This window comes from Synechococcus sp. BA-124 BA4 (assembly GCF_034931165.1).
Genome location: NZ_JAYGIA010000005.1, coordinates 1 through 25,716 on the forward strand (window position 1 = coordinate 1; position 25,716 = coordinate 25,716).

Sequence of the window (25,716 nt, forward strand, 5' to 3'; positions counted from 1 at the left end):
GGCCGACGGAGCGCCATCAGCCGAGGGCGTGGCGGCTCCCAGCAGGGCGAGCATCTCCGTGAAGCCGGCATCGACGATGTGGAGCGGATCGTGCAGCAGCCCCCGCTCCGCCAGGCGGCGTCCGGCCGCCAGGGCGGCCCGGCGCATCAGTCCCGACGCCCAGATGTCGCTGAACACGCCCCGTTCATCACGGATCGGGTACATGAGCCGGGCTTCGGCCAGCAGCTCATCGAAGGCGTCTCGCTGGGCTTCAGGCACCCAGGCACGCACTTCGGCGCTGCGATCGCTGCCGCCAGGCGTGGCAGCGTCGGTCGTCAGGGCGGCGCGGATGGCCCGCAGCAGCACGTCGGGCAACTCCAGGGCACAGGGGTTGGTGATGTCGAAGCCATCGAGCAGGCGATAGCCCACCAGATCGAGATAAGCGCCCATCGCCCGGCCCGTGCGTCCAGCGCGCGTCCGCAGGGCCGACAAGGCGGCGCCGGGATCGTCCGTGGTCATGAGGATGTCGCGGGCCGGAGGATCCTGTTGCAGCGCGGCGATCAGCTCGGCCAGCTCCTGGGACGCTCCGGCCGATACCGGCGAGGTGCCGCGCATCAGGCCCAGCAGCTCGGCCGCGGGCAGCCCGGTCCAGGCTGCGGCGTGGGCCAGGAAGTCGCCGATGGACACGATGGCGGCCGCTGTGTAGCGCATGTGCTGAGCCAGCATTGCGGCGTGGTGGTCGCGGCAGCGCTGCAGGTAACCGGCCAGGTCGTCGTCGCTGAGGGCATCCGGCTCCACCGCCTGGATCTGCCGGTGCGCCGCGATCGCCGCGGGCTTCACGGTGTCGTTCCACTCCTGCAGCTGCTGCCGCCAGAACTTCTGGGCGAACACCTCCTCGGCGCGCCGGAAGCGCTCCGGCAGCTCGGCGTCGGCCAGGGGGGTCACCCGCCGGTAGGCGAAGCCATGGATGTAAGCCATCTCCAGGGCCTCGAACAGCAGGCCGTAGGCACGAGCGAAGTCGGCGGTGCCGCGTCGGAACGCGGCCGGGTGGATCTCCCGCCAGTAGCGGCTCACCGGGCGGGGGAAGTGCACGGGATCGAGCTCCCAGAACCCGTCTCCAGGAGGCGTGAAGACGAGCTCACTGGAGGGTGCTGGAGACATCGGCGAACCCGGTGGATCGAGCGAACACTGCAGTCTCACTCAGTCGTGAGCCCCTTCATGCCGGTGGCGCTACCAGGAGCCACGGTGGCGGCTCGCTGGCCCTCGCCCTGCTGATGCTGGGCTGGGCGGCCCGCTCGGTGGGCTAGCAGCAGAATCAAGGTCATGGAACTCCACGCCGATCTCGCCCAGCGGGTGGTCCTCGACACCACGGTTCTGCCCTGGAGCCCCTCGCCGATGGCCGGTGTGGAGCGGCGGATGCTGGATCGCCGCGGCGGGGAAGTGGCCCGCGCTACCTCGATCGTGCGTTACGTGCCAGGCAGCCACTTCGAGCGCCACAGCCATGGGGGCGGCGAGGAGATCCTGGTGCTGGAGGGCACGTTCTCCGACGAGCAGGGGGACTACCCAGAAGGCACCTACCTGCGCAACCCGGCCGGCTCCGCCCATGCGCCCTTCAGTGAGCAGGGCTGCACTCTTCTGGTGAAACTGCATCAGATGCACCCGCTCGATCAGCAGACCGTGGTGATCGACACCCGCAGCAGCGACTGGTTGCCTGGCCTGGTGGCTGGCTTGCAGGTGCTGCCGCTGCACGCCTTCGGCTCCGAGCATGTGGCCCTGGTGCGCTGGGCGCCGGGTACGCGCTTCCAGCTCCATGGGCACCCTGGCGGCGAAGAAATCTTTGTGCTGGATGGAGTCTTTCAGGACGAGCAGGGCAACTATCCCGCCGGCAGCTGGCTGCGCAATCCCCACGCCAGCTCGCACCGGCCCTGGAGTGAGGCGGGTTGCACCATCTGGGTCAAGACCGGGCATCTGCTCACCCATTGAGCAGGGTGGATGGGCCATACGGATTTCCCCACCCAGAACCGGGTCAATGCTGACCCATGCCTGATCCGAGCAGGCGGTAATCCATCACTGGCAGATTCGGCGTATCGCTATTCGATTCCATGAGATTAATTCGACTAGAATTGTGGTCAGGAAGGGAAGACTGATCAAGATTAATTCGATGCGTTTGATGAAAAATCCACAAAATCTGCAGTCGAACGCCATGGATCGTGAGGCCATGGATGCTCCCCTCAGTTCCCTTCGCCACAGCCCATCACATTTGCCAGGGTGAATGCCATGACAGCTCCATCAGAACTTGCCAAGGTCAAGACTTATGCAGAATCAGAGGGAGGCATGTGGGAGTCCGAAGGCTCCAGGCTGCTCGATCCCGCTGTCGTTGAACCGAGGATGTACCGTGCCAGCCCAGATAGCGAAAGCGGGTGGGGCTTTCACCGTCGTGCAGAGCTCCTGAACGGGCGGCTCGCCATGCTTGGTTTCGTGATCGGGGTGTTGGTCGAGGCTTTCTTTGGCCAGGGGATTCTCCACCAGATTGGCCTCGGTGCCCTGCTGAATTAGGCCAGCAAATTTCTGCGAGTTTGTTGCTCATAGCGAAGGCCAGATCTGGCTGGCGGGTGTGGCATGAAGCTGCACCTATTTCTGCACATGCTCTGACCGTTGCCGCCAAGAAAACCAGGCCAGCACAGTCATTCCCTCTCTATGGCTCCATTGCTTTCCCTCTGGCATCACGGAAGGACAGCACCGTGATCTTTCTGGGGTCAAAGTGTCTACGCTGGCTTCAGCCAACGATTCACCACCATGGCTCTTCGGATGCGCTGGCACCTGCACACCGTGCTCACGGGCATGCTCTCCATGCTCCTGCCATGGGGAGTGGCGCCACCCGCCTCACGCGCCAGTGACCTTGGATCCAGATCGGCCCTCGCCATGGGGAACCCCGCGGCCATGGACGATGCTGCGGCACGATGCAGAGCCATGATCCAGGTCTCGGATTGGCAGGGTGCAGTGGAGGCTTGCAGCCAGGCCATTGAGAGGAATCCGAAGCTGGCCACCGCCTGGATCGACCGTTGCCAGGCCCAGCTTGAACTGACCCGGTTGAGCGGAGCACTGGCCGATTGCAAGCAAGCCATCCGGCTGGAGCCTGACAATTCAGAAGCCTATCTTCGCCTTGCCGACGTGAAGGCGGCCGTCACCCCTGTGAACTATCCCAGCGTGCTGGAGGACTACGGCAAAGCCATCGCGCTTGATCCCAAGAATGCAACGGCCTACAACAATCGTGGGGTGACACGGAACTCCCTGAAGGATTACAAGGGAGCTCTGGCTGATTACGACAAAGCAATTGAGCTGAACCCCGACGATGCTCTGTACTACTTCAATCGCGGCGAGACACTCTTTCTCAAAGGGCAGCGCGAGCTGGGATGTACCAGCTTTCGCCAGGGCCATGAGCTGAATCCGGATTTCAGCTTGACTGCGCCGGATTTCGACACCGCCTACCTTCAATCCTGCAACAAAATCAAGGGGACCATCCAAGCCCCCTGAACCGAGCCGGGCCGTCGGTCTGTGGGCGATACTCCAGCACACCACAGTCAGCCGGGCCATGGCTCCTAGGCTCAGGCCGATGTGAAGACCTGATCGGGGGTCGTGATGAGGGCTCGAGACGTCCGATTCAGAGGTGGTGCTGAATCGTTTGGTGTTGCCTCCCTTGGTGCTGCCATCCTTGCCATGGCCATGGTTGATACGGCCGTGATGGCTGCTCCCTGCCTGTCTCGGGTGAAGGGGCCCACAGCCGGATCCTATGGGTTCGACTGGCTTCAGCCCAGCTCAGCCGCCTGCACCCGACTTCAGCCGGACGACATCCGTCAGTTTCGCACCTGTACCCATCAGACCAACGGCACCTTCGGTCTCAAGGATCCGGCATTTCCCTGCAGGAGATCCGAGCACAGTGAAGTTCTCATCTACGTCGACAAAGCCACCTGTGAGCGTAATCTCGAAGTGATGCAGTCAAATGGTCCTTGAAGATCCAGCGCGCGCTCAGAGTCGCTTCAACAGGGCACCGATGGAGATGTAGTGAAAGGGATAGCGCTCGGGAGTTGCGATCAGGCGCTGCTGGATCCGTTCGTAGATCCACTCGAGGATGTCCGCCTGGGGCAGAGTCTCGGGAAGAGCAGCGGCCAGGATGGCCTCAGTGAAGGCCCGCATGAAGCCGGTGTATTGCCTGGCCCACGCGTTCACGTCGCCGTCGAGTTGCCGTTGCTGGTTGAACGGAACCTCAACCTCCCGGACCTCAGCTTGAAGCACCTCGAAGCAGGCCCCATGCTCAGCCCCAGGCTGCACAGGCGCCAACAGCTCCTCAAGGCTGCGAAAGTAGATCGGAAAGAGGAGCTGCTCGTAGACCACCTGCGGGAGTCGTCCCTGCTCAACGGCATCGAGCAGGGCATCACTGAGCACGTCATAGATCCCATGGCTGGTGGAAAGTTCCCCACGGCGACCAAAGACCTGCACAAGCAACTGCCCACCGCTCACCAATTCGGCCGCACGTGCGGCGTAGAAGGCCTTGAGGTCTGAGGCGGCCTGGGTGCGGAAGGGAATCAGGTCCTGATCCGTCACGTGCACACCAGGCCGAGGAGCATGGGGTCCTGGTGCCATCGGCAGGATGAACCTGGGAAGTTCGGCCTTTGGCTTCTCGTTCAGAAATCCGATGGCATTGAACGTGGTGGCGAGCTGAAGCGAGCCGGCCGGCACCAGACGGCCAAAGGCCGTACCGGCCACGGCACAGGCATAGATCTCTTCAGCCGCGAGATCAAGCTGACCCTGGGGGAAGAGATTAAGAAACAGCCTGTTGAAATCATTGCTGGGGAGATCATCGAATCCCACCTGAATGGGCAGGGAAGACACCCTCCGCAGAGCCCTGATCAAGCGTTTGATGGCATACACGGCGTTGGCTCCTTCGGAGCTGCCGATGTCAAGGAAGCGGTAACAACCCTGCTCCTGGGATGGAACTGGTACATGCTCGATCGAAGCCTCCAGCCAGGGCAGAAAGGGCTCCATCGCTGCGCGTTGGGCCTGGGAGTTGGCGTCGTAGTAGCCCCCTCCCTTCATCCCTGTGGTGGTTGGCATGGCGGTCTCCAGAATGTCTTGGTGGCTGCGAAGCCTCCAGGTTCCACGGAGGTCACGATCGGCCGGGTCGGGCGTCAAGACCCTGTGCCCCGGAACAACCGCCATGGGTCTTCACCTTGTGCTGCATCGCTTCGGTGTATTGCATCGCTTCGGCCTGATGTCGAATCAACCCACGATGGCCGGCCGATCAGGGATCATCATGTGATCTGACCGCTGAAGTCCCCAAGCAGCTTCCGGTTGCCGTTTCCGAGCCGGGCGCGTTGATGGGGGAGTGTGTTTCATTCACTGCTTTCGTCAGCCCATGAACGTTCTGCTGGTCCTGCTCGTGGGTGTGGTCGCCGGATGGCTGGCGGGTGGGCTGGTCATGCATCTGGTGGCCGGGATCCTCGGTGCCCTCATCGCTGGCCTGGTGCTGGCGGGCCTGGGCCCCTCGCTTGGCGCTCCGCTCCTGGACAGCGTCATCAGGGCGGCGATCGGCGCCGGGCTGGCGGTGCTGGTGTTGCGGCTGATCAAGCGGACCTGAGCGAGATCTGACCTGCTGTGGCAGCTTGGAGTCGGGAGCCCGCCACGGGCTGCCCAGCCGCTGGCTTCACGAGGAGGAGGAGGTGTTCCCCATGCCTGTTCATTCACTGGAACTGCCCGAAGCTCTGAGCCTGCTCGATCTGGAGCGGTTGCCTGAGGATTTCGGCGATCTGTCCCGTCAGGTGGCCTGGCATCAACCGGCTGTCCAGGCCTGGAGTGAGTCTCAGAGCCTGGCCTATCGGGTGGTCTGGGAGGCCGTGGAGGAGAAGATCGAGCACCCAGCTGAGTCCCTCAGCGGTTGAGGCCCTCCATCCGCCAGGTCACGAAGCTGCCCACCGGGCTCCAGAGGAGGAAGGGGATCAGCAGCAGGGCCGCCGGACGCGACAACGGCACCACCACCACCGCCAGAGCCACGCCCCAGGCCCAGCCGGCCAGGCCGATCAGGGTGCCGTTGCGCAGGGTCCGGCTGCGGCAGATCAACCAGGTGTAGCTCTGCACCAGCAGCACCAGCCCCAGGTAACCGCCCATCAGCACCAGGCTCGTGCTGGCCTGCCACGCCAGCAGGGCCGACACGTAAAAGCAGATGTAGATCGCCAGCCAGATCGCCGGGATCCAGCGCTCGAAAGTCAGCCAGCGGGGGCGGCGCAGCTGCAGAAACCAGCGGAAATCCTCCCGGTTGGGATTGAGCAGGACTCCAACCGCCACGATCGCCACCAGGATCACCAGGGCTGCCACCATCGCCGGTCCATGCATGGATCTCCAGGCTGATCGGGCCTGGGGCACCACGACGGCTGTTTCGCCTCTGCCGTCATCAATCCCTACCCCGCAGGTCTTGTCCATCTCCAGCGCCATCACGCTTCAGCGCCTGCTGCGGGAACGCCGTTCCGGCCTCGAGGAGGCCCTGGCTGTCTTCGATGCGTTGTCGCCGGTGGATCCGGCCATGCTCTGGGGCCGCTGGCAGGGCAGCGAGATCCGCACCGGTCATCCGCTGGAGGGCTGGCTGGAGCTGTGTGGCTGGTACGGCAAGGAGTTTCTCGATGCCGAGACCGTGCATCCGCTGCTGATGCGCATCGGCTCGGGCGATCCGTTCCCGATCCGGCCGCTGCCGGGGGCGCTGAATCTGGCCCGCTGCCTCTCCCCCCAGGCGTTCCCCCTGCCTGGCCCGCTGCTGCGCCGGTCACTGCTGCTGCTGCGCACCCGGCAGTCCCAGGCCCGCCTGCGGAGCATGGAGGTGCGCGGCGTGGTCAGCGCCACCATGCTCTACGACCATCTGCCGGTGCATGACGCCTTCCGCCGCGTCGACGAGGACACCGTGCTCGGCCTGATGCAGGCCAAGGGTGACCCCCGCCCCTACCTGTTTCTGCTCGAGCGCCGTCCCTGAGGCCTGGGTTACGTTGACCTTAAGCCGCTGAGATCCTGTGCAGATCACCGTGTGGCAAGCGCTGGCCAGAGGCGCCCGGCTCGAGCGCTCCCAGGCCACCCTGCTGGAGCCCGGCCCGGATGAGGTCCTGCTCGAAGTGCTGCACTGCGGGCTGTGCCACAGCGATCTCTCGATGCTCGACAACTCCTGGGGGATCAGCACGTTTCCGCTCGTCCCCGGCCACGAGGTGGTCGGGCGGGTGGCGGCTGTGGGGGCCGGCGTGGACAGCGGCCTGCTGGGATCGATCCAGGGTCTGGGCTGGATCTCCGGCAGCTGCCGCCACTGCGACTGGTGCCTCGGCGGAAACGCCAACCTCTGTCCCTCGCTCGAGGCTTCGGTGGTGGGTCGCCATGGTGGCTTCGCCAGCCATGTCATGGCCCATCAGGACTGGATCGTGGCCATCCCCGACGGTGTTTCAGCCGCCGATGCCGGACCCCTCTTCTGCGGTGGCATCACGGTCTTCGCTCCGCTCTTCGATGAGGCGGTCTCGCCCACCGCGCGGGTGGCGGTGATCGGCATCGGCGGGCTGGGGCACATGGCCCTTCAGTTCGCCCGCGCCTGGGGCTGTGAGGTCACTGCGGTCACCACCTCCCTGGCCAAGGCGGACGAGGCCCGCCGCCTCGGGGCCCATCGGGTGCTGGCTCTCTCCGAGCTGGCTGCCCATCCAGGTGGCTTCGACCTGGTCATCAACACCAGCAACCACGATCTCGACTGGTCTGCCCTGATCGCCAGCCTGGCTCCCCTGGGCCGGCTGCATCAGCTGGGGGTGCCCCTCAACCCTCTGCAGATCCCGGCGTTCCCTCTGATCGCCGGCCGTCGCAGCGTCACCGGCAGTCCCACGTCCTCACCCGCCTCCCTGCGCCGCATGGTCGAGTTCTGCGCCCGCCACGGCATCGCACCACTGGTGGAGCATCTGCCGATGGCCGAGATCAATACGGCCATCGAGCGGCTGCGCCTGGGCGATGTGCGGTATCGCTTCGTTCTTGATGGGCCCGCCTGATGGCGGCCCCGGCTGAGCTCTGCTGATGCTGGAGGTGGCCCTGGCGATGCTGGAGCGCGACGGCCGCTGGTTGGTGCAGCTGCGTGATGACATCCCCGGCATCGTCTCCCCGGGGACCTGGGGCCTCTTCGGCGGCCACCTCGACCCGGGGGAGAGCCCGGATCAGGCCCTCAGGCGTGAGCTGCAGGAGGAAATCAACTGGTGTTCCGGCGACCTTCCCTTCTGGTTCCGCCACAGCACCTCGCAACGGATCGCCCATTTCTTCCGCTCCAGCCTGCCGCTGCCTCTGGAGAAGCTTCAGTTGCTGGAGGGTCAGGACATGGTCCTGGCTGACCCTGAGGAGCTGGCCACAGGCCAGGTCTGGAGCCCGAAGCTGCAGCAGGCCCGGCCCCTCGCCCCCTCCCTTCAGCTGGCGCTGGAGGCCCTGCGCCGGACCCCATGACCGCGGCTGATCCTTACCTCGAGCTGCAGGCCGTGGAGGCCTACCTGGGGACCCGCCGGGTGTTCGACAACCTCAGCCTGCGCCTGCACCGGGGGGAGAACAGCGTCATCCTGGGGCCGAACGGGGCCGGCAAGAGTGCCCTGATCAAGCTGCTCAGCCGTGAGATCTACCCCGTGGTCAAGCCGGGGTCACACCTGCGCCTGTTCGGCCAAGAAACGGTCAACCTCTGGGATCTGCGGGCCCGGATCGGGCTGGTGTCCCGCGACCTCCAGGCTGGCTATGTCGGCGCGGTTCCCGCCCGTGATGTGGTGCTCTCGGGCTTCTTCGGTTCGGTGGGGATCGGCCCCAGCCAGCATCCCGCCCCGGAACAGCGCCAGCGGGTGAGGGACCTGATGGTCCGGTTGAGGCTGGAGGATCTGGCCGATCGCCCCTACCGCCAGCTCTCCGATGGCCAGCGCATGCGCCTGTTGCTGGCCCGCGCTCTGGTGCACGATCCCCAGGTGCTGGTGCTGGATGAACCCACCACCGGCCTTGACCTGCGCGCCAAGCACCAGCTGCTGCAGGTCCTGCGCGGCCTGGCGCAGGCCGGCACCACCCTGCTGCTGGTCACGCACCAGATCGAGGCGATCATCCCCGAGATCAGCCGTTGTCTGCTGCTGCGCCAGGGGGCCCTGGTGGCCGATGGTCCGGTGCCTGAGCTGCTGGCCGATGGACCCCTCAGCGATCTGTTCGGCACTCCCCTGCAGGTGTTCAGCGCAGGCGGATTCCGCCAGGTACTGCCGGCCCCCTCCCCGTGAGCGGGGGCTCACCAGGGCTCACGGGTCCTGGCGTTCCCCATGAGGCTGGGGCAAACTCACACCAGGCAGGGCATGGGGATGTCATCGACCAAGCACCACTGCGGGCCGCGCTGGCTTCGGCTTCTGGCCTGGGCTCCCCTGCTGGGTCTTCCCCTCTGTGGCACCGCTCTGGCGATGTCCTCGCCCTGGTGGGAGAACTACGAGGTGCGTGAAACCTTTCTCTGCAACGGCATCAACCAGGTGGTGGTGGAGCGCAACGAGGCCCAGGCCTCGCTGCTGGCCGGCCGCACCCGCACCACCCTCTTCCGGGAAGACTCTCCGCTGCCGGGCCTGCGCTACGGCACCGATCGTCTGCGCCTGATCCTGCGCGGGGATGAACTCACCCTGGAGCGGCTGCCGCAGCGGATGCTCTGCCTGCGCACGGATCAGGTCTGATGGCATGAACCCCCTCCCCGATCGAACCGTGCTGCTGCTGATGGCCCTCACCCTCGGAGCGGTGGCGGCCCTGGTGTTCTGGAGTGTCCGGCTCCAGCCGGCCCGGGAGACCCCGCTGCTCTGGAAGGACCCCCCCGGCCGCAGCAGCCCGGCCGCCCCGGCGGCCCAGCCGAAAGGCACCCTGCTCTGAATCCCTTGGCATCCCCCGACGACGGCCCGGAGGGCAAGCGACAACTCCACCCCCTGCCCAAGGGGCTGGTCGAGCTCTACGGCCTGCTGGCGGTGCTGTTCGTGCTTGTGCCGGAGTGGATGGCCGGCGGCGCCATGCGCTCGATTCCCGGAGTGCACCAGGGCAACCCCCTGCCGGTCACGGCCAGTGCCTGGCGCCGTCTGCCGGAACTGCGCCTGGCGGCCCTGAACCTGGCCCAGCTGCGGCAGCTGGCGCGCCGCCTGCGCCTCTGGGGCTACGCCAGCCAGAGCCGGGAGCAGCTCACCAGGCGGATTCTCAGGCGGCTGAAACGGGTGCGAGCCTGGGAGTCGTTGCTGCCGCGGGGGCTGTGATAGCTTCCATTTCGCCGGGGCGTAGCGCAGCTTGGTAGCGCACCACTTTGGGGTAGTGGGGGTCGTGGGTTCAAATCCCGCCGCTCCGATTCTTCAGCCGTTGATCCTGTCCTGACCGGCTTCCCCAGCCGGTTTTTTCATGCCCTCAGCCGCCAGCAGGGACTGCAGCGACCAGCGGCTGCTGTCCTGGCTCAGCCGGCCTCCAAGCTCGAGCCAGTGTTGCCAGCCTTCGCTCCGCTGCCGCTCGATCCAGTGGTTGAGCTGGGGGAAGGATGGGCTGGGGGAGGAGCCGAGCACGTCCTCGAGCACCTCCGCCAGCACCTGCAGGTCGTGGAGATCCCCGAGGATGTCCTGGGCCTTCCTGAGGTCGGTGAGCCAGCGGCTGAGAGCAGGATCGAGATACGGCTCCAGGTTCTCGAGGCCGTAGCGCACCCCCTTGATCCGCTTGCGCAGCCCATGCAGTGCCGGATCGCCGGGGTCGTCGCTGAACCAGCCCGGTTCGAGAAACAGCCCCGCCGCGGCCTGGGAACACCACTCTCCCAGCCAGGGCTCCAGGGGCAAGGCTCCCAGTGTGGTGAATTGGGGGTGATCCTGCCAGCGATGCAGGCGTTCCAGCAGTTTCAGGTAGCGGTGGCCGCGCAGGGCTTCCGTCAGTCCTTCGAACGCCCGGCGCCGATCGCGGCTCAGCTGCTTCATGGCGGGCCGCAGCGCCTTCGATTCACAGTCGGGCAGCGCAGGCAGCAATCTGGTGTCCAGGCGCTCGCGCAGCACATCGAGATCACGGCAGAGCCCGGTGCGCCGGGCCACCCGGGCGATGCGACGCTCGCTGATGCCATCGGGCAGGGTGAGGGCCGGCTGGAACTGCACCAGGGCGGTGCGCAACCGCCGCAGGCTCACCCGCAGCTGATGCAGGGGCTCGGGATCGGTATCGGCCAGCACCTCGGGCTGCAGACGGCCCAGCCGCCTGGTCTGCTTCTGGATCAGCTGGGCAGCGTGGACCCCGTTGCTGATGGCGTCAGGGTTCGGCTGCGGGGGTGCGCCGGACTGATCGAGACCGTGGTCCCTGGGTGGTTCCATGCTCGCGGCTGGCAATGACTCCATTCTCAGGCTGAGTCCTGCCCCGGGCCGAGGCTCAGCGGGGCAGCGGCCGCTTCAGCTGCTGAAAGCTGCGGCCCAGGGCCTGGCTGACCGTGAGGCCCACCGGCAGATCACCGGAGAAGGAACTGCCCAGCACGTGGCGGTAGAGCTTGGTTTCCACCAGCCGGTAGGTGCTCTCAGGCAGGGGGATGGCGCCAGCTGTCTCGACGATCCGGGGGGCCTGGCGCACGAAGGCCGTGACGAACCGCTGCAGCTCAGGGCGCTCCAGCAGCTGTTCGTTGTTGATGTACAGGAACAGAGGACGGGAGAAGGGGAGGTAGCGCTCCTTCTGCACGGCTTCGAGCGAAGGACGCACAGCTCCCTTCGGCCCCTCCACCGCCAGGGCCCTCAGGCGGTTGCGATTGGCGGCGTAGTAGCTGTAGCCGAAATATCCGAGCGACTGCAGGTCACTGGCCACACAGTTCACCAGAACGTTGTCATCTTCACTGCTGCTGTAATCAGTGCGGGAGTTGGCGGCATTGCCGTTCACGGCCTTGTTGAAATAGTCGAAGGTGCCTGAATCCTTGTCGGGCCCGCAGAGCGTGATCGGCCGCGCCGGCCAGGCGCTGTTCCCCTGATTCCAGCGCTTGATGCGGCCCTGGGCCCCGCGGTTCCAGAGACGCCCCAACTCCTCCGTGCTGATCGTCCTGGCCCAGCTGTTGCGGGGGTTGACCGCCACGGTCAGGGCATCGAAGGCGATCGGCAGTTCGATGAAGCGAATGCCCCTGGCTGCACAGGCCTTCAGTTCCTGGCTGTTGATCGGCCTGGAGGCGTTGCTGATCGCCACTGCCCCGGAGCAGAACGCGCGGAACCTCCGGAGGTGCCCGTTTCCCTGAGCTCGAAGCGCACCTCGCGTCCGGGGGGGCTCTGGCGGAAGCGGCGGATGGCTTCGGAGGTGATCGGGAACACCGTGCTTGATCCGCTGATGCGGATCACCCCCTTGCTGCTCTGCCCCAGGGCTGGGCCGGACAGGCCGAGCGGCGGGAGCGAAGCCAGAGCGGCCAGAAGACAGATCCACAGCCCACGAGGCAAACGAAGCAACGTCACAGCCGTGCCCATGGCATGGATCTTCTGCCAATCCACTCAGGGGGGGCTGTGGGACAGCTTCTCCGTTAATGAGGGGTTAGGGCTGGGTTGTGATTGCCGCAACCCCATAGGCTCGGCTCAGGGTGTGCGGACGGTCAAGGCGGATGAATCCTGGCTGGAGTGACATGCCCGCCTTTGATGACCGGCTCGGTGATCAACCGCCGGAGCACTGGGCTGAGCTGGTGCGCCAGCGGCGCTGCTGGTTCTGGACTGAGGGGTATCCGCTGGTGCGGATGCTGCAGCGCTTCCTGCTCGAGGCGCCGGAACTGGCCGAGCGTCTTGGCTACGCCGACACCGAAGGCCTGCTTCAGGAGGGTTATGGCCTTGATCTGGTGCTGGGTGAACGCATCAGCCAGCGGCTGCTTGAGGATCCCAGTACGGCCTCCGTCCGGCTCTGTCGCTCCTGCGGTGACGTGTTCAGCGCGCGTCGCCGCGATGCCCGTTACTGCTCCAGCACCTGCCGCTCCCGGGCGAGCCGGCAGCGCCGGCGTCAGGATCAGCGACCCTGACGCACTCAGCCTGCCCAGCTTTTGAGGGACCAGAGCAGCTCGCCGGCGTCCCAGCCCAGATCATCGAAGAGAGCAACGGCCCTGGCATCCTCACTGTCCAGCAGCAGCTGGGCGAAACCCTTCACCAGTTCCGCTGCCGTGAAACTGAATCCCGCATCGCCGGCCACCACCGCCAGTTCCTCGGCTTTGAGGGCCCGTTTGACCTTGTGCTGAAGATCTTCGTCAGCTTTCAGGCGCTCGATGAACTGTTCAACGGATGGAATCATCGGCGGTGAGCAATCAAGCTGAGCCGTCAGCCTCAGGCAGCGCCATTGATCTGTCAATCCAACTCAGACCCAGCCCGGCCCAGACAAGACAGGACGAGCTGGGCTGATCAGCGTCCAGTGATCGTCCAGTCCTGAAACCAGCCTCGGCGCCACAGCCAGACACACTGCATCAGTGCCAGCAGCCCCATCAGCACCAGAACCATGAAGTAGCCATAGCTGAGCCTGAGCTCAGGCATGTTGACGAAATTCATGCCCTAGATGCCGGCGATGAAGGTGAGCGGGGCAAGGATCGTCGACACGCTCGTGAGCGTCTTCATCACCTGGTTCATCCGGTTGCTGATGCCTTGCAGGGCCGCCTCCTCCAGCTGCTCCAGCAGCTTCGCCAGTTGTTCCAGCAATGGAAAGAGGCCGTCTCACCGATCGCATCGACCCCGGGGCGCAGGGTGCCCGGATCGAAGCGTGTCATCCACGCGTTGTGGCGATCCGTGCTCCGCCGGGGGTGGGGATGGTGCGCTGGAGCAGGTGCTCCAGCAGCAGGCCCGTCGCCAGCAGGCTTCCCTGCAGCAGCAGGCAGCAGCCGATCTGTGCGCGGCGTTCCCAGAGCAGACCCGGCATGGCCTCAGCGGAAGGAGTCCAGCAGTTGAGACGAGATGCCTTCGCCGTGCTGCTATCCGGGCGACATCGTGGGGCATGGGGGAGCACCGGAGCCCCTGGCCAGGGCCGCGGCTTCGAGATGGCCGCTGATCCGGCCCAGGTGCTGGCTCACCCGCCGCAGCCAGCGGATCGCCTCCAGCCGCTGACTCGCCAGCTCCACCTCGACGCCCCCGCTGGCCACCTCCGCCAACACCTCCTGCCTGAAGGGCTTCACCCGCCGGTGCAGGCTGCGCCCGGTGGCCTGACTCCGCCGTGCCACCTCTCCCCACTGCTGCGACTCCACTAGGGGCTCCAGCTGCTCCAGCGCCGTCAGCAGGTCCTGGCGTTCCCGTTGCAGGGAGCCGCTCTGGCGCACGGTGCTGGCCCGCTCCGGTTCTTCCTCACAGCGTTCATGCAGGCGCTGCAGATGGTCGAGGCTGTGCAGAAGGTGCAGCAGCCGCTGGGCTTCGGGTTCATCCAGATGGCGCAGATGGATCTGATCGAGGTACTGCTCGATCCGGGCCAGGTCGGCCTCCAGGTCGTCGAGGCTCATCGCCCGGCGCTGGCCGTTGCCGGCGGAGGCGCCCAGGGCCTGGTGCAGATGACGCATCAGCTGCAGCAGCCCCTGCTGCTGAGCGGTCTGAGCGAGGTCCAGGGCCCGCACGGTGTCTGCACTGGGAGCCTCATCGAGATCATCGGCCGCCCGCCCGTCCGGAGAGGGCAGCAGCGCCTGGATCAAGTGGGCGAATGACCGGGTGAAGGGCAGCAGCAGGGCCACCCCCAGCAGGTTGAATCCCGTGTGGAAGGCGGTGAGTGCGAATTCGGGATCCGCGGCGATCGGCCCCGCCAGCCAGCGCTGGCCCAGGCCCAGATACAGCGGCAGCAGCAGGAAGGCCATCACCGCCGTGGCCAGGTTGAAGATCAGGTGAGCGGCGGCCGTGCGCCGGGCACTGAGGCTGGCGCCAAGGGCTGCGATCTGGGCGGTGATCGTGGTGCCCACGTCCATGCCGATCACCAGGGCTCCGGCCTGGCCCAGATCGATCGCTCCGGCCGTGAGCGCCGTCAGTGCCGTGGCCACCCCCGCCCCCGACGACTGGGTGATCACGGTGGTCAGCAGGCCCAGCAGCACCAGCTGAAAGCGACCGGTCACGCTGGCTCCATCGAAGCGCTCGGGTTGCAGCAGCGCACCATGGCCGGCCATGGCCTGCTGCAGGGTGTCGATCCCCAGGAAGAGCACCCCGAAGCCTGCCAGGGCGAAACCGATCTGGGCCAGCCGTCCCCGGCCCAGCAGCCGCAGGCAGGCGCCGAGGGCGACCAGGGGCGGCATCAGCCCGGCCAGGTCGAGCTTCAGGCCCAGCAGGGCCACCAGCCAGCCCAGGCCGGTGCTGCCCACGTTCGCTCCGAAGATGATGCCCAGGGAGCTGGGAAAGCTGATCAGCCCGGCCTGAACGAATCCCACCGTGGCCACGGTGGTGGCCGACGACGACTGCAGCGCCGCGGTGGTGGCGGCGCCGATCAGGGCACCGGACCAGGGGGTGCGTGTGAAGCGCAGGAGCCACGCCCGCAGGCGGCTGCCGGCCAGGGCACGCAGGGCCTCGCTCATCACGGTCATGCCCATCAGGAACAGACCGAGCCCCCCGAGGGCCCCGATGGCGGCACTGCCACCCATGCTCAGGCCAGCCTGGTGAGCGCTCCGTACCCCGCCAGCCAGCGGTTCACCCGAGGCCGGATCGAGGGCGGCACTTCCTGCAGCAGCTGGTCGAGCTCCAGGGCCCCCAGACGGCGGAGATCACGCACGTTCACCCTCCAGAGGGCCTCCGCTTCACGGATCAGACGGGCCCAGGTCCGCGCCTTCTGCCAGCGCCGCAACTGCTGCTGCTGGCGGCGTCTCTCCAGCGGGGCCGGTCCCGCCCGCTGCTCCATCGCCATGGCTGCCCTCACGACTCGTTCTGATGCCCACAGCTTGCGCTCGCTCGCTGCACTTGACAGCCCTTGGCATGGATGGAGTCGTGATCGGAAGCAATCGGGCTGCTGGCTTCAGGCGGCGTGCCGCCCGGCGGCATCCGGCTCCACCGGACTGACGGGGAAATCGAGCTCCCGGGCCTCCCGCTCGCTCAGGCGCCGGCTCCAGGCCCTGGCCACGGGTTCGTTCCAGCGGAATCCCGCCTCCCGTGCCCGATGGCGCTGGTCGTAGGGCAGCTCGGCCCGGTAGAGCCGCCGTGGCTCCAGGCCAGCCAGCAACAGGGATTCCAGGGCGTCGCAGCGCTCGAAGACCTGGGCCAGATAGATGCAGTCGGTGAGGGCCCTGTGGGCGGCCCAGACCGGGATGCCATAGGCGAGGGCCAGATCCCGCACCGAAGGGCTGGCCTTCAGGCGGCGCTCGCTCGGCCAGCGCAGGTCATCCATGCTGCACAGCCAGGGCTTGTCGATCGCCGGCAGGGGCCCCCGGCCGAACCAGGCGCGGTCGAAGGCGGCGTTGTGGGCCACGATCACATCGGCGCTGGCCACCAGCTCCTGGAAATAGAGCAACCCTGCCTGCCAGGGCTGATCCAGCCGACTCACGGCGGCATCAATGCCGTTGATGCCCTCGGCCGCGTTGCTCTGGCAAGGCAGCAGCAGCGACAGCTGGCTGAGCACGGCGCGGCTGGACACATGAAACAGCACCGCTCCCACTTCGATGCAGTGGTCGTGCTCCGGGTCCAGGCCGGTGGTCTCGGTGTCGAGGATCAGCAACTGCTGAGGACAGATCGGCCCAGAGCCGGTGGCCCTGGCCGGCGGCGTCTGCACGGCAGCGGTGGGGGAGGCGGCCGCCGGCTCAGCCCGGATCGGTTCGGCCGGCCCCGGTTCAGCCGCCTCGGGCACAAGGCTGAGCAGGCTGGTCTGCTGCCAGCGGCTGGCCTGCTGGCCTGCTGGATCCAGGGGCTGAGGGGATCCCGACGGTGCTGCCATGGCCGGCTCCCCCCAGCGTGGTTGCCGTCCATGATCCCAGCTGCGGGGCGCGGATGGGGGCGGTGGGGGCGGCCCGTCAGCCTGGTCCGCTGCCGCTGCCACGCTGCCTAGGGTGACTTCCACTGTGTTCGAGACACCCGTGGGCAAGGCCATCCAGGTCGGTGACAGGGCTCCCCTGATCGTCCTGAAGGATCAGAACGGCACCGAGCGCCGCAGCGATCAGCTCGAAGGGCGTCCGCTGGTGCTGTTCTTCTATCCCAAAGACGACACCCCCGGCTGCACGATGGAGGCCTGCGCCTTCCGCGACAGTCACGCCGAACTGCAGGCCCTCGGCGCTGAGGTCTGGGGCGTGAGCGGCGATGACGGTGCCAGCCACGGGCGCTTCTCCCAACGGCACCAGCTTCCTTATCCGCTGCTGGTGGACCAGGGCAACAGCCTGCGCCAGGCCTTCGGCGTGCCCGGCGCCCTGCTCAACCTGCTGCCGGGCCGTGTCACCTATGTGATCGATGGCGAGGGCGTGGTGCGCCACGTGTTCAGCAACCTGCTGGATGGGCCGGCCCATGCCCGTGAGGCCATGGCCGCCCTGCAGCGGCTGGCTCCCCAGGCCTGAGCGCCGTGAGTCGCTGGCGTCAGCAGGGGACTCTCTGGTGTCTGGATCCGCCCGAGTCATCGGGTGTGATCGAGTTCATCGGTGGCAGTGTGCTGGCCGCCACCCCCCAGATCAGCTACCGCAGGCTGCTGGAGGCCCTGTGCCGGCGTGGGCTCAGCCTGCGGGCCTGGAGTTATGTGCCGGGGTTCGACCATCAGGCCCAGGCCACCGAGGCCTGGCGCGCCTTTCGAGGGGCGCGGCAGGGCCCAGGAGCCGGCGCCTCGGCGCTGCCGGTGCTGCGCCTGGGCCACAGCCTCGGCTGCAAGCTGCATCTGCTGGCCCCGGATGGGGGCCGGGGCAGCAGCGCCCTGGCAGCCATGAGCTTCAACAACTTCTCCGCCGATCGCTCGATCCCCCTGCTGGCCGACCTGGCGCCCCGGCTGGGGGTGCGCACGGAATTCAGCCCCTCACCACAGGAAACCCTGCGCCTGGTGGGCCAGCTCTACGGCGTCCCCCGCAACCTGCTGATCCGCTTCGGCAGCGATGCCCTCGACCAGAGCCCCCCCCTGCTGGCGGTGCTGCAGCAACGCTCCGGTGACGACAGCTCCCTGCTGCAGCTGGGTGGCGACCACCTCACCCCCGCCAGCGCCGGCCTGCGCCAGAACCTGCTGGGCAGCTGGGCGGATGACCCCCAGCGCCAGCGCCAGATCGATCGACTGGCCGCCGCGATCGACGGTTGGTGGCGCCTGGGCGAACCCGGAAGCCGCGATGCGCGTAACGCAAAGGTTCCTACCTTTTAATTGCCGCCGCCTTGCATCGCGCACACTCTTGCTGCGATCAGATACTCAATCAGGACGGCTAGATTATGCTCAATGCAAACATCTCAGGCTGGACACGTGCATTTGATAACAGCGGTCGATCCAAGTGTGGCGACTACTGATGGTTCTTCGGGCTTCCTGAAAAATGATGGCAGCCGGAGCCGAGCCTCGCCAAAGCGAATTGGTACCAATATGCCTTGGCGACAATGCGCTCCCCACTGGTGACGATTCAATGCAGATGCATTACGATTCACTTATCTGAAGCGAAACTGATGCTCCTCATTCAGAGCAACTAAGCGGCGATATGAACGATATCCTTGCAGGTGGAGCGGTCGCGATAATCAGTGCAATCGCTGGTGCAGCCACTACATATGTGCTCAGGCGCCAAGAAAAGACATGGACACGAGCGGCAGCAGAGATCCGCCTACTGTGTCAGCAGGTAGCCGATTACTACGAAGTTGAACGAATCCTATTAGAGCGGCTTTCGGAATCCACAGGGGAGCCCAAGAATAACCTGAAGATTGAAGCCAGAGATCTTTCGAACGTTGACAGAGGGAACTGGCTCACAGCAAACGGCGCAAGGAAGATGGAGGCGTACTGGGATCGCCACATCTGAAAGACGCTCCTCTGCTCACAGTCTTTTCGAGCTCCTCCAGGTGGCCGCCTGTAGCTTCTGTGGAGCGGGTGAACCGATGGTAGTGACTGCACAATTGGCTCTGCGAGCGCCGTGGCTTGGCGGCAACGCGGCTGGGGGTGAAGAACCGACTCCTTCAGGTCTGATTTAAAGTTTCAGCAAGGGCTTGGCTCCGGCTGTTGCTGCGCCATCGCCAGTAGCGCCGTGATGCCGTGAGTTACGGCCTGCATGCCGGCTCGGATCGACTGAAACCCAGCCAGTCGGAGCAGGTTAAGGATTGCCGTCCGTAGCGTCGCCATTGCTCCAGCGTCGTTGCCCAGGTAGCGATGGGCGTCCTCATCGAGCTGGGTGTTACGGATCCAGTGCGAGCTCTCAATGCTCCAGCGGTCGCGCACCAGTTGCAGCAGGGCTTCTGGGGTGGTGCGCAAGCTGGCAAGGAAGGAATGGGTCTGCCGGAAGTGATCGCCGTCGCTAATGCCGACGGCGATCACTTCCACGATCTAGCTGGTGCCGCTCCAGGCCTCATGGATGTGCTCCGGTGCCTGCTTGGCGCGGTGCGTCCAGGTGATAGCACCACCATGACCCTCCTCGAAAACTCCTGCCTCAACAGGGATGTGGCGTCTCCCCTGGAATTGGCTAGGGATCTGATGGTGCTGCGTCTTCTTGTTGGCCCACTCCTTCGGAGAAGCCTCGGCTACACCGTCAGGAGGAAGTCGGCCCCCTGCTCCTGGAGCTGTTGAATAACGGGCGCTGCGTGTGCAGGGAATCCGCCTGGATCAGCACCCCCCCTCCAGGTCGAGCTCGCCCAGCAGCTGCTTGAGCACCGCCCGCTCGTGGTTCTCACCGGTGGCGTAGCAGGCCTGGCTGATCGCCACTCCCAAGGCGGCCGAGTACACCGTCACCTGGGCGATGAATGCTGAACCACCACCGGCAGTGGGCTCGATTGAGCCACGCAGCGTCTTGCCATCACAAATCAGTTGGTCGAGATCCGTTGCACCACCTGGGATCTGAGCGATTGACCAGTCACGGATCGCCGCGCACAAGCCCGCGACATCCACCTGCAGGAAGAAGTAGCGGAACGCCGAATCCGAGGTCGGCCGGAGCAGTTCAAGGCCAAGCGACTTGGTGAGCGCGCCGTGGTGACGGCGAGCAAACCGCTCCAGATCCCGCAGGCTCCGGCAACCGCTCAGGATCCCGAGCACCGCCACCAGCAGCAGATACCAGGCCGGAATGCGGACTCCACGCCGCATGCGGGCATCCGGTATCGCCTGCAGGTAACTGATCAGATCAAGATCAGTTGCGGCAGAGGCGGTTTCGGGCACAGGGAGGAGGCGATACCACCGACCAAACCCCATGCTGGCAGCTCAGGCCAGAGCACCTGTGGCACACTTTGAATCAGCCCTGCCGACTCGTTGAAGCTTCGGCCCAAAGCCGCTCAGAAGCCCTGTCGGTGCGGGAGCTTCAACAACCGGCCCATGCTTCTAGTGATGCTGGTCTGATCGCTTCTTGAGAGGCAGTTTGAGCGTCTGACGCGTCATCGCTTTGGCCCAGTAGGCCCGCCCATGCTGGTACTGCCCACCACACAGATTTCCTCCGACTCAACAGCAGCCGACCGGCCTGCTAAAGGAACGTCTGGTCCGTGAGCTAAGGCGCTCGGACATAAGAAGTACCATCTTGATGGTGTTATCGTTGATTAGTTCGTCGACTGATAGCCAATGATGTTTCGCTAGCCTCGGCTTCTAGCTTTATCTGTAATTATCTAACTCATTTTATTGCAAAGTTCTGGTTATTATTCATGACCAGACTTAAGCCATTAGCATCAGGTGCAACTCGAAAAACTGCCACTGTTTGGGCGACTGCACCAGGAAATAACTGATCGCCTTTATCCGCAAGCCCCTGGTCCTTGGCCCATGCATCTATTGCCATAATCTCTGTAAAGTCCTCAATTGCGTCGTAGCTCCTGTCTTGGCTGTCTTTGAGTTTGAATTGCGACCAGAACATATTGCCTGATTCTTTACCTGTATTTTTGATTGTTACGAAGACGGCTACAAGCTTTCCACCTTTGGATTCGACTGGGTCTATGAATTGGTTTTCCGACGATATAGACTGAAGCACTTCGCTTCCCGTGACTATTAAGGATCTGTCGGATCGAATCTGTTGTTCGGTTCCGAGAGGAGTCACTGATTCTGTGGGCTGAGTGTTTGAACCGCTTGTAGAACTACTTTCCGAATTCGTTGAGCCCGATTGAGTGGTTGGACCGCTAGGGGATCCATTGATTAAATTGATTGGGGCGATTGAAAGTGGTGCTCCTATTATGCCGACTAATGCCCAGGCCAGAAAGCGATTCGGCTGTTTTCCCTCATTTGCCTTCATGAGCTTTGTGAGCCCAAAAAGGACGAAAGGCGATGTAAAGAGCCCTATCGGTCCCCCTAGCAATCCACCTGCAACAGCAATTACATAGCCTAGAGGTTTCTCGGAAAGAGGCTTTTTGCTGGCTTCAGCTGTGCTGGCAGGAGGTACAGTCATTCAATTCAGCTCGGCAGGGCTCCACATTACGCCGTCTGGCCTCTAAAAAGCAATGGAGTTTTTGCTTTGTACCAGTGCAGCCCCGGCAAGTCGCCTCACTGACTGACCGACACATCTCAAGCGAGACGGTCATGCGACACCCGTCTACTCGGTCTGGCGGGGTCGTGGTGGCACCTCAATTCGCGTGAACCAGGGGTGCATCTGACGCCGTTTGACACCGCGACTGGGGATGCATGGCTCCAGCTTTTCGCAGCGGGATTGGCATCCAGGCCAGCAAGGCCCTGCCAGCTTTGGCCACGCATTGCTGCATCCATTTCAGGCCGATCCGCACAAAGCTCATGCCGCGACGCCAGTGGGGATCCACCTGATGGCGGAGGCCATCCAGGCTGACCGCATAGCCCTGGAGGCTGCTCACCAACACAGCGATCGCCACCACCAGGAGCAGCCGATCAATCCGCTTAGGATCTCCTAGGAGCGTGTCGCGCATAGATCCACGCCCGTCCTTTCCACAGCCGCCCTGGAATCCGCCCAGAACCCAGTGACTGCAATGGATCTGGAGGCGAGAATGGGGCATGGTCAAGCCCAAGTCCTTCCGCCCCTGGAACCCCGAGCAGACCCTGCTGCTGCCACCCTCACCGGTGGAGTGGCTGCCGGAGAACCACCTGGTGTTTTTCCTGCTGGATCTGGCCGCTGAGCTGGATCTCGAGGCAATTCATGCCGTCTACCGCCAGAGGGATCCGCGGGGGGAGAAGGCCTACGAGCCTCGGATGATGGTGGTGCTGCTCCTGTACGCCTACTGCGTCGGGCTGCCCAGTTCCCGCAGGATTGAGAAGGCCTGCTGGGAAGACGCCGCCTTCCGGGTGCTCACCGGCAACCAGCAACCGGACCACAGCCGGATCAGCGACTTCCGTCGCCGTCACCTGGCCGCCCTGGCTGGACTGTTCGTCCAGGTGCTGAGGTTGTGTCAGAAGGCAGGGCTGGTGAGCCTGGGCCATGTGGCGCTGGATGGCACCAAGGTGAGAGCCAATGCCAGCAGACACAAGGCCATGAGCCACGAACGGATGCTGAAGTCCGAGAAGCAGCTGGAGGGCGAGATGCGGGCGCTGCTGCGCAAGGCCGAGATCATCGACGCCCAGGAGGACGGCCAGTACGGCAAGGGCAAGCGGGGCGATGAGCTGCCCGAGGAACTGCAGCGCCGTTCCAGCCGGCTCGAATGGATCCGGAAGGCCAAAGCAGAGCTGGAGGCTGAGGCTGCTGCTGGCAGGGCTCGTCAACGGGACGAGCAGGCCGAGGCGGCTGAGCAGGAGGCAGCAGAGGCCGACGACAGTGGTGATGAGCAGCGCAGCAAGCGGGCTGCACGCCGGGCCCGTAGTGCTCGCAAGCGGGCGGATGACGCCCAGACGCTGGCGATCGAAACAGCTCTGGCTGCAGAACTGGAATCACCGCTGATCACGGCAGTGCGTGATTCTCTGGCAATGCCGAGTCGCCAGCTCCCCACCGATGCGACTGGCAAGCCCAAACCCCAGGCGCAGCGCAACTTCACGGACCCTGACAGCCACATCCTCAAAGGCGGTGAGGGCTGGATCCAGGGTTACAACGCCCAGGCGGCGGTCGATGGCGACCATCAGGTGATCGTCGCCATTGGCGTGAGCAACCAGCCCAGCGACGCGGTGCACTTCGTGCCAATGCTGGAGCGCATCGAGGCCAATACCGGCCAGCTTCCTGAGGCCTTGATCGCCGACGCCGGCTATTGCAGCACCACCAACCTCGAGGCCTGTGAGCAGCGAAGCTTGGAGGCCTATATCTCCACCAGCCGGCAGCAGCACGGCCTCAGGCCCAGGCCATCACGGGGTCCTGCGCCCCGGGATCTGGATGCCCGAGGGCGGATGGACCGAAAACTGCGCTCCAAGGCCGGGCAGGCGATCTACGCCCTGCGCAAGACGATCGTGGAGCCCGTGTTCGGTCAGATCAAAGGGGCCAGGCGCCTGGATCGTTTCCGGTTGCGAGGGCTGGAGATGGTGAATGGGGAATGGGCCCTGATGGCCACCACCCACAACCTCATCAAGCTGTTCAGGGCATCACTGGCAACAGGCTGAGGGCCTGGTTGATGTCGCCACGGCCGTGGTCGGGCATTCCGAAATCGCCAGCGCTCAATGGTGGCGCTCTGCCCTCGGCGTTACGTGCGACACGCTCCTAGGCCACTGCTCTCCAGCTGGAAGATGCCGGATTTCTGGTCGCGGAACAGCTGTTCGCAACAGAAGCGCTTGGCGTAGCTCCAGACCAGATCCAGCTCGGGTGCTGCGTTTCTGACCAAGTACCAGGGCTCATCAATGGGGAGGCCGCTGGGGCGGGCCAGCAGCAGGTCGGCCCTTAGGTTGCCTTCTGCCCAGAGCTGCACATAGCGGAACCCTCGCCGAGCAGATCTTTGAGACGGTGAAGGCCCACCTGAAGGCCAACGGCATAACCATGAAGCAAGGCATGATCATCGATGCCACCTTGATCGCGTCTCTCAGTTCCACCAAGAACGAGAAGGGGGAGCGGGATCCGGAGATGCACCAGCCCAAGAAGGGCAACCAGTGGTATTTCGGGATGAAGGCTCACATTGGCGTGGACAAGGACAAGGACACAGGCCTGATCCACTAAGTGGAAACTACGGCCGCCAATGTGCATGACCTCACCCCAGCAGCAGACTTGCTGCAAGGAGAGGAGGAGGTTGGTGTACGCGGATGCCGGCTAACCGGGGATCGAGAAACGTCTAGAAATGGAAGGCAAGGTCATCGGCTTCCGCGTTGCCATGCGCCCAGGAAAGCCGCGTGCTCTGCCCAATACTCCGGAGGGACGACTGGATGATCTACTTGAGACCGCCAAAGCTCACATCCGCGCGAAGGGTGATCAAGCGGCAGTTCTGATTTCAGAAGACCCGGCTGCGGGGCATGCTCAAGAACCGCTGAAAGGTGAACGTGCTGGCAGCCATTGCGAACCTATTCATGGTGCGTCATCAGTTGCTATGCAGCACATGAGCGGGAGAGTGGTGTGCCTCATTGGGTGCTAAAACGTTCCTCAATAGTGGGGAACGTTCCACAATATGGTGAAATCAGGCTGATTCCAGGCTGATCTGCGCTGAAACAGTCCAAGCCGAACAATTAGCGGCCTAGCGGCCATGCACCTGACCCGCCACCGCAAAATCATTGCCCCCAGGGTCAGATTTCTGCCCCAGCTCTCTGTGGGCAGGTGATAGCCAGCGTTAGGCTCAGCCCGAAACTACCTAGTGGGACTCGTGACATCTGCGCGGCGCGTAGGATTGATTCTTGCCATGGCGTGCTCGCTCTTGGCGATAGCAGCATGCAGATCATCGAACAACGTGGCCGCCACGACGGAGGAACCATCGGCCGTCAGCGCACCTGCCGTCGAGGCTGAAGATCCTAGCGCCGCTGGCACCAAGATCGTGGCCGGCGAGGGCTGGGGGCAAGTCCGTCGCGGGGTCAGCCAGTCTGACGTTGAGGCCGCCTTGGGCGCGCCAGACAACGTGAGGGAATTTGACGATGCGGTATTCCATGACTATTCGAGCCACGGGATTCAGGTCAACTACAAAAAACGCAACATGCACGTGGATGCGATCTTCTTCTTCAACAATCAATCGGTGAGTCCCGGCTTCGAACCTTTCGACGGCGGAACTGACAAGGGAATCACCTGGATTAGCACGGAGGAGGATGTTCTCGCTGCATATGGGGCTCCGGTGAACGACTACAAGGGCGATGAAGGCGGCGTGAAGGTGCGTCGAATGGCCTATTCGGCAATAGACTTCATGTTCGAGGATGGGCGCCTGGTTAGGATTGCAGTTGGCAGTGACTGAGTCACCGTGTATATGACTCATCGCGCGGCTAAGCGACATACGTCAGCGCATGCGGCGAGCCTAAGGAACCACTGAAAAACCCGCTAAAATCACTCCAGATCTAGGACTGAGACTGGAACGGATGGCTGACCCCCTCCAGCTGGGCTTCACGGATTACGAGCAGATCTACGCCAAAAAGAGGACGCGTTGCCAGCGCTTCTTGGATGAGATCGAGATTACGGTTCCCTGGGAAGCGTTTTTGGCCTTGATCAAGCCCGTGTATGACAAGCCTTCCAGCAAAGGAGGTCGTCCGCCGATTCCTTTGAAGGAGTTACCGATCGATGATGCCACGATCATCAATGCCCCCAGCCCCACCTTGACAGAGGCCGGAGGCCGAGCGTGGCGGAGCCACTAGGAAGATTATGTTGACTTCGGTGCTCGGAAAAAGCCGCTTCAGCGTCGGCACGGA

At 64.4% G+C, this 25,716-nt stretch carries 34 protein-coding genes, 1 tRNA gene and 2 pseudogenes; 22 read left to right on the forward strand and 15 right to left on the reverse strand.

All coding sequences use genetic code 11. From position 1 onward, the window contains the following. A partial coding sequence (locus VB734_RS00880; RefSeq protein WP_323242862.1) for a hypothetical protein occupies window positions 1–1,140 on the reverse strand: 1,140 nt, incomplete at its 3' end. Between the two features lie 162 nt (window positions 1,141–1,302). Between VB734_RS00880 and VB734_RS00885 the strand changes: the two genes are divergently transcribed. From VB734_RS00885 to VB734_RS00900, 4 genes are all read left to right on the forward strand, one after another. After that, on the forward strand, window positions 1,303–1,962 hold the full coding sequence (locus VB734_RS00885; protein WP_197165196.1) for a cupin domain-containing protein: 660 nt from the start codon (window positions 1,303–1,305) through the stop codon (window positions 1,960–1,962). A gap of 405 nt (window positions 1,963–2,367) precedes the next feature. Beyond that, the gene (locus VB734_RS00890; protein ID WP_231595024.1) at window positions 2,368–2,535 is read left to right on the forward strand and encodes a chlorophyll a/b-binding protein; all 168 of its coding nucleotides are present in this window, start codon (window positions 2,368–2,370) and stop codon (window positions 2,533–2,535) included. Between the two features lie 414 nt (window positions 2,536–2,949). Then, window positions 2,950–3,513 carry a tetratricopeptide repeat protein gene (locus VB734_RS00895; RefSeq protein ID WP_197165194.1) on the forward strand — a complete coding sequence of 188 codons (564 nt, stop codon included), beginning with the start codon at window positions 2,950–2,952 and terminating at the stop codon, window positions 3,511–3,513. Window positions 3,514–3,696: 183 nt separating this feature from the next. Continuing rightward, window positions 3,697–3,990, forward strand: coding sequence for a hypothetical protein (locus VB734_RS00900; protein ID WP_197165192.1), 294 nt, complete (start codon window positions 3,697–3,699; stop codon window positions 3,988–3,990). Window positions 3,991–4,005: 15 nt separating this feature from the next. Here the strand turns inward: VB734_RS00900 and VB734_RS00905 are convergent, their stop codons facing one another. Then, on the reverse strand, window positions 4,006–5,091 hold the full coding sequence (locus tag VB734_RS00905; protein ID WP_231594810.1) for a class I SAM-dependent methyltransferase: 1,086 nt from the start codon (window positions 5,089–5,091) through the stop codon (window positions 4,006–4,008). Window positions 5,092–5,392: 301 nt separating this feature from the next. On the opposite strand from VB734_RS00905, the gene VB734_RS00910 reads away from it, so the two are divergent. Beyond that, window positions 5,393–5,614, forward strand: coding sequence for a GlsB/YeaQ/YmgE family stress response membrane protein (locus VB734_RS00910; protein ID WP_197165190.1), 222 nt, complete (start codon window positions 5,393–5,395; stop codon window positions 5,612–5,614). A gap of 25 nt (window positions 5,615–5,639) precedes the next feature. Beyond that, entirely contained in the window at window positions 5,640–5,915 is a 276-nt protein-coding gene (locus VB734_RS00915; protein ID WP_231594809.1) for a hypothetical protein, read from the forward strand. On the opposite strand, the gene VB734_RS00920 is transcribed toward VB734_RS00915, so the two are convergent. Continuing rightward, window positions 5,905–6,453 (reverse strand): TspO/MBR family protein, encoded by a 549-nt coding sequence (locus tag VB734_RS00920; protein ID WP_323242863.1) that lies wholly within the window; start codon window positions 6,451–6,453, stop codon window positions 5,905–5,907. The genes VB734_RS00915 and VB734_RS00920 overlap by 11 nt on opposite strands. On the opposite strand from VB734_RS00920, the gene VB734_RS00925 reads away from it, so the two are divergent. From VB734_RS00925 to VB734_RS00960, 8 genes are all read left to right on the forward strand, one after another. Next, window positions 6,446–6,994, forward strand: coding sequence for a DUF4334 domain-containing protein (locus VB734_RS00925; protein ID WP_231594807.1), 549 nt, complete (start codon window positions 6,446–6,448; stop codon window positions 6,992–6,994). The two genes, VB734_RS00920 and VB734_RS00925, sit on opposite strands and share 8 nt — an antisense overlap. A gap of 37 nt (window positions 6,995–7,031) precedes the next feature. Next, window positions 7,032–8,033, forward strand: coding sequence for an NAD(P)-dependent alcohol dehydrogenase (locus VB734_RS00930; RefSeq protein WP_197165179.1), 1,002 nt, complete (start codon window positions 7,032–7,034; stop codon window positions 8,031–8,033). A gap of 25 nt (window positions 8,034–8,058) precedes the next feature. Further along, window positions 8,059–8,475, forward strand: a complete 417-nt coding sequence (locus tag VB734_RS00935) for an NUDIX hydrolase (protein ID WP_197165177.1) — start codon at window positions 8,059–8,061, stop codon at window positions 8,473–8,475. Continuing rightward, complete coding sequence (locus tag VB734_RS00940) at window positions 8,472–9,272, forward strand: ABC transporter ATP-binding protein (RefSeq protein WP_197165175.1); 801 nt, start codon at window positions 8,472–8,474, stop codon at window positions 9,270–9,272. The genes VB734_RS00935 and VB734_RS00940 overlap by 4 nt, the downstream gene beginning before the upstream one ends. Window positions 9,273–9,350: 78 nt before the next feature. Then, entirely contained in the window at window positions 9,351–9,707 is a 357-nt protein-coding gene (locus VB734_RS00945) for a hypothetical protein (protein WP_197165165.1), read from the forward strand. 4 nt (window positions 9,708–9,711) lie between these two features. Next, complete coding sequence (locus VB734_RS00950) at window positions 9,712–9,897, forward strand: hypothetical protein (RefSeq protein ID WP_197165163.1); 186 nt, start codon at window positions 9,712–9,714, stop codon at window positions 9,895–9,897. 5 nt (window positions 9,898–9,902) lie between these two features. Beyond that, a complete protein-coding gene (locus tag VB734_RS00955) occupies window positions 9,903–10,268 on the forward strand; it encodes a hypothetical protein (protein WP_197165161.1) in 366 nt (121 codons plus the stop codon). A 15-nt stretch (window positions 10,269–10,283) separates the two neighbouring features. Next, window positions 10,284–10,357 (forward strand) — tRNA-Pro (locus VB734_RS00960). Between the two features lie 4 nt (window positions 10,358–10,361). On the opposite strand, the gene VB734_RS00965 is transcribed toward VB734_RS00960, so the two are convergent. Next, a complete protein-coding gene (locus tag VB734_RS00965) occupies window positions 10,362–11,345 on the reverse strand; it encodes a CHAD domain-containing protein (protein ID WP_197165159.1) in 984 nt (327 codons plus the stop codon). 55 nt (window positions 11,346–11,400) lie between these two features. Next, the gene (locus VB734_RS00970; protein ID WP_322781388.1) at window positions 11,401–12,192 is read right to left on the reverse strand and encodes a substrate-binding domain-containing protein; all 792 of its coding nucleotides are present in this window, start codon (window positions 12,190–12,192) and stop codon (window positions 11,401–11,403) included. A 403-nt stretch (window positions 12,193–12,595) separates the two neighbouring features. Between VB734_RS00970 and VB734_RS00975 the strand changes: the two genes are divergently transcribed. Then, a complete protein-coding gene (locus VB734_RS00975) occupies window positions 12,596–13,000 on the forward strand; it encodes a hypothetical protein (RefSeq protein WP_231594805.1) in 405 nt (134 codons plus the stop codon). Between the two features lie 5 nt (window positions 13,001–13,005). On the opposite strand, the gene VB734_RS00980 is transcribed toward VB734_RS00975, so the two are convergent. The 6 genes and pseudogenes from VB734_RS00980 to VB734_RS01005 all read right to left on the reverse strand — a co-directional run bounded on the left by VB734_RS00980 (window position 13,006) and on the right by VB734_RS01005 (window position 16,848). Next, window positions 13,006–13,266, reverse strand: coding sequence for a Nif11-like leader peptide family natural product precursor (locus VB734_RS00980; protein ID WP_197165155.1), 261 nt, complete (start codon window positions 13,264–13,266; stop codon window positions 13,006–13,008). A gap of 107 nt (window positions 13,267–13,373) precedes the next feature. Next, window positions 13,374–13,664 (reverse strand): annotated as a pseudogene (locus VB734_RS00985) (CorA family divalent cation transporter). A gap of 64 nt (window positions 13,665–13,728) precedes the next feature. Beyond that, entirely contained in the window at window positions 13,729–13,881 is a 153-nt protein-coding gene (locus tag VB734_RS00990) for a hypothetical protein (RefSeq protein WP_197165151.1), read from the reverse strand. Window positions 13,882–13,933: 52 nt separating this feature from the next. Next, window positions 13,934–15,568: a Na/Pi symporter gene (locus tag VB734_RS00995; RefSeq protein ID WP_322781389.1), complete on the reverse strand. Its 1,635-nt coding sequence runs from the start codon at window positions 15,566–15,568 to the stop codon at window positions 13,934–13,936. A gap of 2 nt (window positions 15,569–15,570) precedes the next feature. After that, the gene (locus tag VB734_RS01000; RefSeq protein ID WP_197167004.1) at window positions 15,571–15,828 is read right to left on the reverse strand and encodes a hypothetical protein; all 258 of its coding nucleotides are present in this window, start codon (window positions 15,826–15,828) and stop codon (window positions 15,571–15,573) included. Window positions 15,829–15,936: 108 nt separating this feature from the next. After that, window positions 15,937–16,848: a 3'-5' exonuclease gene (locus VB734_RS01005; protein WP_197165147.1), complete on the reverse strand. Its 912-nt coding sequence runs from the start codon at window positions 16,846–16,848 to the stop codon at window positions 15,937–15,939. Window positions 16,849–16,960: 112 nt separating this feature from the next. On the opposite strand from VB734_RS01005, the gene VB734_RS01010 reads away from it, so the two are divergent. The 3 genes from VB734_RS01010 to VB734_RS01020 all read left to right on the forward strand — a co-directional run bounded on the left by VB734_RS01010 (window position 16,961) and on the right by VB734_RS01020 (window position 18,871). Further along, window positions 16,961–17,458, forward strand: a complete 498-nt coding sequence (locus VB734_RS01010; RefSeq protein WP_416223669.1) for a peroxiredoxin — start codon at window positions 16,961–16,963, stop codon at window positions 17,456–17,458. 5 nt (window positions 17,459–17,463) lie between these two features. Next, window positions 17,464–18,237 (forward strand): DUF1350 family protein, encoded by a 774-nt coding sequence (locus VB734_RS01015; protein WP_322781390.1) that lies wholly within the window; start codon window positions 17,464–17,466, stop codon window positions 18,235–18,237. A gap of 322 nt (window positions 18,238–18,559) precedes the next feature. Then, complete coding sequence (locus VB734_RS01020) at window positions 18,560–18,871, forward strand: hypothetical protein (protein ID WP_322781391.1); 312 nt, start codon at window positions 18,560–18,562, stop codon at window positions 18,869–18,871. Between the two features lie 173 nt (window positions 18,872–19,044). Here the strand turns inward: VB734_RS01020 and VB734_RS01025 are convergent, their stop codons facing one another. The 3 genes from VB734_RS01025 to VB734_RS01035 all read right to left on the reverse strand — a co-directional run bounded on the left by VB734_RS01025 (window position 19,045) and on the right by VB734_RS01035 (window position 21,415). Further along, entirely contained in the window at window positions 19,045–19,386 is a 342-nt protein-coding gene (locus tag VB734_RS01025; protein ID WP_322781392.1) for a hypothetical protein, read from the reverse strand. A 279-nt stretch (window positions 19,387–19,665) separates the two neighbouring features. Beyond that, complete coding sequence (locus VB734_RS01030; protein WP_323242865.1) at window positions 19,666–20,211, reverse strand: transposase family protein; 546 nt, start codon at window positions 20,209–20,211, stop codon at window positions 19,666–19,668. A 442-nt stretch (window positions 20,212–20,653) separates the two neighbouring features. Next, window positions 20,654–21,415: a DUF4352 domain-containing protein gene (locus tag VB734_RS01035; RefSeq protein WP_322781394.1), complete on the reverse strand. Its 762-nt coding sequence runs from the start codon at window positions 21,413–21,415 to the stop codon at window positions 20,654–20,656. A gap of 572 nt (window positions 21,416–21,987) precedes the next feature. Between VB734_RS01035 and VB734_RS01040 the strand changes: the two genes are divergently transcribed. Further along, on the forward strand, window positions 21,988–23,511 hold the full coding sequence (locus VB734_RS01040; RefSeq protein ID WP_322781395.1) for an IS1182 family transposase: 1,524 nt from the start codon (window positions 21,988–21,990) through the stop codon (window positions 23,509–23,511). Between the two features lie 80 nt (window positions 23,512–23,591). Here VB734_RS01040 and VB734_RS01045 read toward each other — a convergent pair whose 3' ends face one another. Continuing rightward, window positions 23,592–23,813, reverse strand: a complete 222-nt coding sequence (locus VB734_RS01045) for a hypothetical protein (protein ID WP_322781396.1) — start codon at window positions 23,811–23,813, stop codon at window positions 23,592–23,594. A gap of 11 nt (window positions 23,814–23,824) precedes the next feature. On the opposite strand from VB734_RS01045, the pseudogene VB734_RS14615 reads away from it, so the two are divergent. From VB734_RS14615 to VB734_RS01060, 3 genes and pseudogenes are all read left to right on the forward strand, one after another. Continuing rightward, a pseudogene (locus VB734_RS14615) lies at window positions 23,825–24,435 on the forward strand (IS5 family transposase); the annotation flags it as partial. Between the two features lie 341 nt (window positions 24,436–24,776). Further along, window positions 24,777–25,268, forward strand: a complete 492-nt coding sequence (locus tag VB734_RS01055; RefSeq protein ID WP_322781397.1) for a hypothetical protein — start codon at window positions 24,777–24,779, stop codon at window positions 25,266–25,268. Window positions 25,269–25,389: 121 nt separating this feature from the next. Next, on the forward strand, window positions 25,390–25,662 hold the full coding sequence (locus tag VB734_RS01060; RefSeq protein ID WP_322781398.1) for a hypothetical protein: 273 nt from the start codon (window positions 25,390–25,392) through the stop codon (window positions 25,660–25,662). The last annotated feature ends 54 nt before the right edge of the window (window positions 25,663–25,716 follow it).